The organism is Arsukibacterium sp. (assembly GCF_036735525.1).
In the GTDB taxonomy this organism is placed as follows: Bacteria; Pseudomonadota; Gammaproteobacteria; order Enterobacterales; family Alteromonadaceae; genus Alishewanella.
This window is the reverse complement of record NZ_DAINOE010000111.1, coordinates 1-8,113: the sequence shown is the minus strand read 5'-3', so window position 1 is coordinate 8,113 and position 8,113 is coordinate 1. Positions and strand designations below refer to the sequence as shown.

Annotated in this window: 4 protein-coding genes; 3 read left to right on the top strand and 1 reads right to left on the bottom strand. The window is 49.2% G+C overall.

Annotated elements, in window-relative coordinates:
* Positions 1-108 precede the first annotated feature (108 nt).
* Positions 109-732: a DUF4136 domain-containing protein gene (locus V7D78_RS15315; protein WP_333609328.1), complete on the bottom strand. Its 624-nt coding sequence runs from the start codon at positions 730-732 to the stop codon at positions 109-111.
* Between the two features lie 342 nt (positions 733-1,074).
* Between V7D78_RS15315 and V7D78_RS15310 the strand changes: the two genes are divergently transcribed.
* From V7D78_RS15310 to V7D78_RS15300, 3 genes are all read left to right on the top strand, one after another.
* Positions 1,075-2,130 (top strand): efflux RND transporter periplasmic adaptor subunit, encoded by a 1,056-nt coding sequence (locus V7D78_RS15310; RefSeq protein WP_333609327.1) that lies wholly within the window; start codon positions 1,075-1,077, stop codon positions 2,128-2,130.
* Between the two features lie 76 nt (positions 2,131-2,206).
* Positions 2,207-5,488 carry an efflux RND transporter permease subunit gene (locus V7D78_RS15305; protein ID WP_333609326.1) on the top strand — a complete coding sequence of 1,094 codons (3,282 nt, stop codon included), beginning with the start codon at positions 2,207-2,209 and terminating at the stop codon, positions 5,486-5,488.
* Positions 5,485-8,113, top strand: a 2,629-nt coding sequence (locus tag V7D78_RS15300) for an efflux RND transporter permease subunit (RefSeq protein WP_333609325.1), incomplete at its 3' end; no start/stop codon positions are given. The genes V7D78_RS15305 and V7D78_RS15300, both read left to right, overlap by 4 nt.

The following is an 8,113-nucleotide window of genomic DNA, read 5'->3' as shown; positions in this document are numbered from 1 at the left end:
AAGGCTGCGATACTTAGTCCTGTAACACCTTCCTTTCCTGGATTATCTTGCACTGTACTGGTGTCGGGAGCTTCGGCTCCCTTATTTTTTTAACCGCCTTTACTATGTTCACTCAATTGGCAAGCGCGTTGGAAAACGTTGGTAAATCTGATTAACGGTGTTACTAATCGCTTGCTGCGGCTGTTGCAGTGCTTTATTACTTAAGCGACCTTCTAATAATCCCTGCCATATTAAGCGCTGTTCAGCGGCGTCTATTAAATCAATCGTGACGGTGCCTACTTTGTATTCGTGTTGCTCTACCGCACGTCCAAATAACGGGATACCTAAAAATAGCCCGGTACGGCTTCCAACATAGCCATAATTGGCGCTCACCTGAAAGGGGGAGCTTCTGACATCGGTACGTTGTTCTACATTTGACAGGTAATTCACCAGTAACTGTGGATTATCTGCCACTAAGCGGTAACCCAGCGCTGACATTTCGCGCTCTATTGCGGCTTTAAAATGCTGATCCAGCAGGCTATGGTATTCAGCTGCCTGTTTGCTTGCTTCAGACTTATCTGATTCCGCTGTTACAACAGCCTCTGCCGGCACATAAAAAGCATAGGTTTGATAACGGCTGAAATCGACAGTTTTGTCGTAATCCACTATTGCAGGCCGGGGGTTGGCGCAGGCGGTTAACAACAGCATACAGGCGGCGATAAAGCCGGTTTGAAATAAAGATACCTGAGTCATATTCCACCTCTGCAGCGATAATTAGCAATCATCATTAGTTTACCCGAGCTTAGGCTAATGTAACAGCCTGCGCGGGTATATGTAGATTTAAACGTTTTGTTACACATTATCGATCAGCGCAACTGAACCTCGGCTGAGTGCTTAAGTCTGAGCAATGCTAATGTTTTAACTATTAATTAGTTAAAATGACTAATATTCGGATTTCAGCTTTTTGAAAAAAGCTAAATAGGTAATTTATATTTTTTAAAGCATTGATTTTTATTGATTATTTATTATGGCATGGCGGCTGCATAACTAGGGTAATGACTGAACCATATTCTCGCTTTGAACAAGGGATCTACAATGAATAAATTAACTCTGGTCGCCGTTTTACTCAGCTCAAGCCTGATAGTAACCGGTTGTAATAAAGCCAGCAGCAGCGTTAATGCTGCGCAGACAGAAACCCTGGCTATTCCGGTTGAAGCGGCGATGGCCCGCCTGGGTGAAATCAGTAGCAGTTATCATACTAATACCACTTTGGCCGCCCGTGCTGAAACAGACGTCATAAGCAAGACTAGTGGTATTGTGCAGCAAGTTCTGGCAGAGGAAGGCGATTATGTTAAAGCCGGACAACTGTTAGCCGTGTTAGACAATGAACGTCAGCGTCTGATGCTGGCCAGAGAGCAGGCTGAGTTAAGCCGGTTGGACAGCGAACTTAAGCGTATGTCAGAGATGCACCAGCGGCAGCTGGTAAGTACCGATGTTTATGACAAGTTGCGCTGGCAGTTTGATGCAGTAAAAGCAGCAGTGGATTTGGCGGAACTGAGTGTTCGTGAAACCGAGATCCGTGCACCCATTGACGGCGTGGTTGCGCGTCGTTATGTCAAAACAGGACAGCTGATCAGTCAAATGGCGCCACAATCGTTATTTCACCTGGTAGCTAATGCTGAGCTCGAAGCGGTAGTGCATATCCCCGAGCAGCAACTGGCACAGGCAAAAGCGGGTCAGGCAGCCAGCTTAATCTTTGCCGGCATGCTGCCGGTGCAGGCGCAAATAAGCCGTATTTCGCCTGTGGTAGATGCGCAATCAGGTACTGTGCGTACTACCTTAATCATTAATAATACGCAGGGACAATTACGCCCGGGTATGTTTGCCCAGGTTGAACTTAAATTTGATGTTAAAACCGACGCAGTTCTCCTGCCTAAACGCGCCATTATGCTGACCGATAACCAGCCCAGTGTTTTTGTGGTCGATGCGCAGGGTAAAGTTGAGCGCAAAACCGTACATACCGGCTATAGCTCCGAAACTAGTGTGGAAATTTTATCGGGTATCCAGGCTGGCGAGCAGGTGGTTATTGCTGGTCAGGGCGCGCTAAAGGAGCAAAGCCTGGTCAATGTTGTTAGCACCAGGGAATTTTAATCCCCAAAGCCCGGCGATGCCGGGCTTATCATTACAGTAACTAACTACAAAAATAAATACTCAGAAGGACAGTTTTATGAAACTGGTTGATGTTGCAGTCGCCCGCCCGGTGACGATATGGATGTTTACACTTGGTATTCTGTTATTTGGCTTAGTGTCAGCGGGCCGGCTGGCGGTAAACCTGTTACCGGATTTATCTTACCCCAGCTTAACTATACGAACAGAATATCTTGGTGCCGCACCGGTTGAAGTAGAGCAACTGGTTAGCAAACCGATTGAAGAAGCATTGGGTATTGTAAAAGGCGTGCGCAAGGTAAAGTCGGTATCCCGCTCGGGCCGCTCAGATGTGGTACTGGAGTTTGACTGGGGTACAGACATGGATCTGGCAATGCTGGAAGTCCGCGAAAAACTTGATGTACTAATGTTACCGCTGGATATCGATAAACCGTTATTACTGCGCTTTAACCCTAATCTTGATCCTGTGCTGCGTTTGGCATTAAGCCGTGAAGGGGGGCTGCGCAATGAGCAGGACCTGGTATCACTACGTACCTATGCCGAAGAAGATTTACGCCGTAAGCTTGAAGCTATGCCTGGTATTGCCGCTGTGCGCCCGGATGGCGGTTTAAATCAAGAGGTCCAGGTGCTGGTTGACCCCCATAAACTCAGTCAGTTGCAATTAGATATTGGCCTTATCAGTAGCCGCTTATCGCAAGAAAATATTAATTTAGCCGGTGGCCGGCTGGAAACCCCTGGTTACGATTATCTGGTACGTACGATGAATCAGTTTGCTGATTTAGCGGCCATAGAAAACCTCTATCTGGCGACGGTAGGCAATTCGCAAATTCGCTTAAAAGATGTGGCCACGGTGGTAGATGCTTTTGCTGATCGCAGAAGTGTCACCTATATCAATGGTGCTGAAGCGATTGAAGTGGCTATATACAAAGAAGGCGATGCTAATACGGTCAATGTTGCCGAATTGCTGTTGGCGCAATTACCTGCGCTGCGCAAAGGTTTGCCGCAAGATTATACGCTGACCCTGGTGTACGATCAGTCCGCCTTTATTAAGCAAGCGATAAGTGAGGTGAAGTCAGCCGGTATTATCGGCGGTTTACTGGCGATGCTGGTTTTGTACTTATTTTTGCGCAATGTCTGGTCCACGGTGATTATTTCTATTGCGATACCAGTATCCATTATAGCCACCTTTAATTTGATGTATGGTCAGGGCATTACCCTGAATATGATGAGCTTAGGCGGTATAGCGCTGGCTGTAGGCTTATTGGTGGACAATGCCATAGTGGTGTTGGAAAACATAGCACGTCACAAAGAACAGGGTAAGGATGCTGCTGAAGCGGCCCGTATAGGTAGCGGTGAAGTGGCGATGGCCATCACCGCCTCGACCCTGACCACAGTGGCGGTGTTTTTCCCGCTGGTCTTCGTAGAAGGTATTGCCGGTCAGTTATTTAAAGATCAAGCACTTACTGTAACCTTTGCATTATTGGTATCCTTGGTTGTGGCCCTGACACTGATTCCGACTATGGCTGCGCGGCAGCGGCGGGTGAATGTAGCTGCAGACTTTGCTGCAAAGGAGCCGACGATCGTAAGAGCCATAGGGCAGCGTTGGTATCACTCTGTTGCTCGTGCGGTATTGTGGCTGCCAAAAAAGCTGTTTAAAGGCCTGTATTTTATACAGTTAGGCCTGCTAAGCCTGGTGACCTTGCTATGGCGGGCGCTGAGTAGGTTGCTCGGTTGGCTGTTCGCGCCACTGCTATTGGTGGTTAAAGCCAGCCTTGACGCGCTAACCCGTGGCTATCGTCGCTTTTTAACGGCGGTACTGCATGCCAAACTGCTGACCATTGCTAGTACCTTAGTTTTGGCGGGCCTGTGTTACAGCTTGTTACCCAGGCTGGGAGCTGATGTGATACCACAACTAAGTCAGGGCGAGTTTTATGTTGAAATTCAGCTGCCGATTGGCAGTGCCATTGAGCAAACCGATGCAGTGTTAAAGCAATTAGCCGCCGTGGCTGCGCCTTTGCCGGGTGTGGCCCGCAGTTATGGCCAGGCAGGCACCGGCGCTCAGATGACGGTAGACCCTGCAATAGGCGGCAGCCACTGGGGGCGGCTGAGCATCGTACTTCAGCCTGGTAGTGCGCCAGAAGTAGAGCAGCAGGTTATGGCGGTGCTGCGGCAACACCTGGTCAGCGTTGCCGGTGTCACTGCCCGCTTTGACCGGCCAGAGCTGTTTAGTTTTGCTACGCCGCTGGAAATTGAAATCACCGGTTATGAACTGCCCGAGCTGAAACTGGCGGCCGATACATTACTGGCCAGTCTGGCGGCTGAGTCACGCTTTGCTGATGTAAAAACCAGTTTAAGGCCGGGCCAGCCTGAAATTACCCTGTATTTTGATCACGCCCGGTTGGCGCAACTGGGTATGACGGCGCAGCAGGTGGCTAAGCGGGTAGCAGTGTATGTTGGCGGGGAGGTCGCCGGCCAATACTCAGTGAATGACAGGAAAATTGATATAAGAGTGCGTCTGGCCGCCGATTTTCGGCAAAGTGAGCAACAACTGGCCGCGCTCATCATCAACCCCGGCAGTGCTCAACCATTGCCATTATCTGCAGTAGCTGATATTCGTCGTGAACTGGGCCCCAGTGAGATTACCCGCATCGCTCAGCAACGGGTGGCGATTGTCAGTGCTAACCTGGCCTATGGCGATGTAGAGCAGGCAACAGAACTGGCAAAAAGCATCCTGGCTGCGCAAACACTGCCCTTTGGTGTGACGGCACAGATAGCAGGACAAAGCGAAGAAATGCAACGGGCATACAGTTCATTGTTGATGGCACTGTTACTGGCGATTTTTCTGGTGTACCTGGTGATGGCGTCACAATTTGAGAATTTACTGCAGCCGTTGCTGATTTTATTTACCGTGCCATTAGCCGGCGCTGGTGCCATCCTGGGGCTGTGGCTAACCGACACCCGCTTATCGGTTATTGTGTTTATTGGCTTGATTATGCTGGCCGGTATTGTAGTGAATAATGCCATAGTGCTGATTGATCGCATTAATCAGTTACGACAAAGTGGCGTCGCGTTAACAGAAGCCATTATTGAAGGTGGCGCCAGTCGCTTACGCCCGGTACTGATGACGACGTTAACCACGGTGCTGGGATTAATGCCGATGGCGTTGGGTGGCGGCGATGGCAGTGAAATCCGCGCACCTATGGCGATTACTGTTATTTTCGGCTTATTAATATCGACCCTGCTTACACTGGTGTTTATACCGGTGCTCTATGCATTGGTTAGCCGGGAGCCGTTAGCTGCGGCTCTCCAGGCAGAAAACACTTCAGCGCAGGAGGTCCTATGACCGAACAACCTCTGGCCATTACCCGCTTGGCGCTGCGCCGCCCGGTCACGGTGACGATGGTATTTATTTCGATGCTGCTATTTGGCGCCTTAGCCAGCCGCTTGCTGCCGCTGGAAATGTTACCCAGCATTGATATTCCGCAGCTGTATGTCAATGTGCCATACCGTAATGCCAGTCCGGCTGAGGTTGAGAGATTGATCACCCGACCATTAGAAGAGGCACTGGCTACGGTAAGTGGTATTAAACAGATGCGCAGTTTCTCTAATGAGAACAGTGCTGATGTCTCACTGGAGTTTAACTGGAGTGAGAACATCAGCAGCAAAGGGCTCGAAGTACGAGAACGGCTTGATACGGTAAGGCACCTGTTGCCCGCAGATGTAGAGCGGGTAATGGTGTTTCAGTTTAATACTGACGATATGCCAATATTTCAGCTGCGTATTTCATCAGATCGCGATTTGGCGTTGGCCTATGACTTATTAGAGCAACAAATAAAACGGCCTTTAGAGCGGGTGCAGGGAGTCTCTAAGGTAGAGCTGTATGGCGTAGAAAAACGGCAGGTTATTATCCGTCTAGATCCGGATAAACTCAGAGCGCTAAATGTCGACGCGACGGCCTTATTGGCACAACTAAGAGGCAGTAATTTTGCTTTAACCGCCGGCGAGTTAAGAAATGCTGAGCAAAGTATCCTGGTAAAACCACTGGGGGAATACCGCGAACTGGCCGAAATTGAACGCCTGCCGGTGCGGCCCGGTCTAATGTTACGCGATGTTGCCAGTATTCAGCTGGAATTACCCAAACGCACCGATGGCCGCCATTTAAACCAAACTTATGCGGTGGGCATGAATGTGTATAAAGAGTCAGGCGCTAATCTGGTTGACGTAGCCAAAGCGGCTATGGTCGTAGTGCAGGCGGCTGATAATAACCCGGCATTTAATGGCATTAATCTGTATGTGATGGACGATGTCGCTGAAGGCGTGGTGACCTCATTAAAAGACTTACTGGCGGCGGGGGCTATTGGTGCATTGTTATCACTTGTCGTGCTGTATTTATTTTTACGCCACCTGACCACAACCTTAATAGTGGTGCTGTCAGTACCCTCTGCCATTATCATTGCGCTGGGTGCCATGTACTTTATGGGCTACAGCCTGAATATCTTAAGTATGATGGGATTAATGCTGGCCATAGGTATGCTGGTCGATAATGCGGTGGTGGTCACTGAAAGTATTTTCCGGGAGCGCGCCGCTGGCGGTGATGTCAAAGCAGCGACTGAACGGGGTGTGCGCCGGGTGAGTTTAGCGGTACTGGCGGGGACCGCGACCACAGCAATAGTCTTTTTACCCAATATCATTGGTCAGAAAATGCAGTTGACCATTTTTCTGGAACATGTCGCCATTGCGATCTGTTTGTGTCTGGCTATTTCATTATTAATGGCGCTGAGTCTTATCCCACTGTTAACCACAAAGTTAAAAGTACAACCGGTAATAGATCCGCAAGGCAGCCGCCTGGACAAACGTTATAAAGCCATCCTGCAACGATTGATGAACTGGCCGAAGCTCACCTCACTTGGTGCTGTATTAGTATTAGTGAGTATTGTTATCCCCATCGGTATAGTCGGATCTGGGGGTGATGAAAACGGTGATAATGGCCGCTTATTTCTAAATTATAATATTCAGGGCAATTATAGCCTGGAAGAAGTCCGCTCAGAAGTAAGCCAGATGGAGGCATATTTATACAGCCGTCAGCAAGAGCTGCATATCGAATCCGTTTATAGTTATTATACTGCCGGCTACGCAATGTCGATTATTTTATTGAAAGAATCACCCTCGTTATCGCTGGAACAGCTAAAGCAACAGATCCGCAGCGAATGGCCGGCATTGGTGCGTGCCCGCCCGGCATTTGATTTTGGCGGCGGCGGGGGCATGCAATTGCATTTAACCGGCAGTTCAACCGAGGTGTTGATGGAGCTGGCTGGAACACTGCAGCCTATGTTGCAAACCTTGCCTGCGTTGGAGGATGTGACTTCGGATTTAGCACGTGGCCAGCAAGAAGTACAAATCTTGTTAGATCACCAACAGTTGGAGCGTTATGGCATCAGCGCTCAGCAAGTCGCGCAACGGGTATCGCTGGCATTGCGTGGCGTCAATTTACGCACCTTTCGCACCCCTGAGCAAGGCGAGGTGCTGCTCAGGTTGATATATGATGAAACCATCAGCCAATCTGTAGCAGAGTTACAACAATTACCGGTGGCGCATCAAGATGGTGTGGCCATTACTCTGGCGCAACTGGCAGAGCTGCACATAGTACCTCGTTTGAATTCTATCCGACGTTTTGACCGCTCCACCGGCATTGCTATCCGCATGAATCTGGCAAAAGATGTCAGTATGGACAAAGCCAGAGCCGACATTGAGCAACTGATGAAAAACGTCGCTTTGCCCGAAGGCTATAACTGGTCATTTCGCGGCAGTTTTCAGCGTCAGAATGAAGAGCAGCAAGTGATGATGGTTAATATGTTACTGGCGGTGGCGATGATTTACATCGTAATGGCGGCATTATTTGAATCCTTGTTGTTACCGACTTCGGTCATTGGCTCACTGTTATTTTCTTTTGTTGGGGTGTACTGGACGT

What these genes read in the sequence shown, in the direction of transcription:
- V7D78_RS15315 (WP_333609328.1), bottom strand. Translation starts at nt 732, where the DNA reads ATGACTCAGGTATCTTTATTTCAAACCGGCTTTATCGCCGCCTGTATG.
- V7D78_RS15310 (WP_333609327.1), top strand. Translation starts at nt 1,075, where the DNA reads ATGAATAAATTAACTCTGGTCGCCGTTTTACTCAGCTCAAGCCTGATA.
- V7D78_RS15305 (WP_333609326.1), top strand. Translation starts at nt 2,207, where the DNA reads ATGAAACTGGTTGATGTTGCAGTCGCCCGCCCGGTGACGATATGGATG.